Raw genomic sequence first — 886 nt, forward strand, 5'->3', positions numbered from 1 at the left:
TTCAGCCGCTGCATATAGTCCTGTTGCAGTTGCTCTAATGCGTTCAGCAAATGTCTTTCCAGCTCCGTCATGCTCTGTTACTCCTGTACCAGCCTTACGGCATTCTGTTTCCCGTTTTCCATCGTCCAGTTCGTTTCGGCTTTCATCCCCTCGGGCAACACCAGAAAACGTCCGTTGCTGTCCTCGTGATAACGCACGCCCCATGTCTTCGCGTTCAGCTTCTCCAGACTCTCTTTCTGCTCGCGGAGAATATTCATGTTCGCGTTTATCTTCATGCCCTGGCACCACAGCAGGCTCCCGGTCGTGGCAAACATCAGTACTGAGACGATAATCAGCCACAGCCAGCGTTTCACGCTCATTTTCAGTACGGTTTTCCAGTGTGCGTCCATCGTATCGACGGTCGTTTTCTGATACCTCTCCAGAAGTTCTTTCAGGGCTGATGTATGGTCGTTGATAGCGTTCCTGATTAAAGATTCGTTTGAGATCAGTTCCCTGTTTACAGATTCTTCGAGCTTCCTGAACTCGTCGTTCAGCATTTTCTCTGTAGATTCGGCTCTCTCTTTCAGCTTTTTCTCGAACTCCGCACCCGTCTGTAAAAGATTGCTCATAAAACGCTCCTTTCAGTCTGACATTCTTCCCGCCGTTCGGGTCTGCAATGCTGATACTGCTTCGCGTCACCCTGACCACGTCAATCCCTGCCTCTGTGAGCGCCTGAATCACATCCTGACGGCCTTTTATCTCTCCGGCATGGTAAACCGCGTGTAACGCCCTCAGCAATCGCCTGTTTCGTTTCCGGCAGATTATCAGGGAGTGTCAGCGTCCTGCGGTTCTCCGGGGCGTTCGGGTCATGCAGCCCGTAATGGTGATTAACCAGCGTCTGCCAGGC

Annotated in this window: 2 protein-coding genes; both read right to left on the bottom strand. The window is 51.7% G+C overall.

Annotated features, from left to right (window positions below; all coding sequences use genetic code 11):
• Positions 1-71 (bottom strand): MbeD/MobD family mobilization/exclusion protein (locus ACUU1I_RS20845; RefSeq protein WP_269548163.1); only part of this gene is annotated, 71 nt, incomplete at its 3' end.
• A 6-nt stretch (positions 72-77) separates the two neighbouring features.
• Complete coding sequence (locus ACUU1I_RS20850; RefSeq protein ID WP_000067493.1) at positions 78-608, bottom strand: MbeB family mobilization protein; 531 nt, start codon at positions 606-608, stop codon at positions 78-80.
• Between the last annotated feature and the right edge of the window lie 278 nt (positions 609-886).

Source organism: Shigella sp. SIG3, from assembly GCF_053555855.1.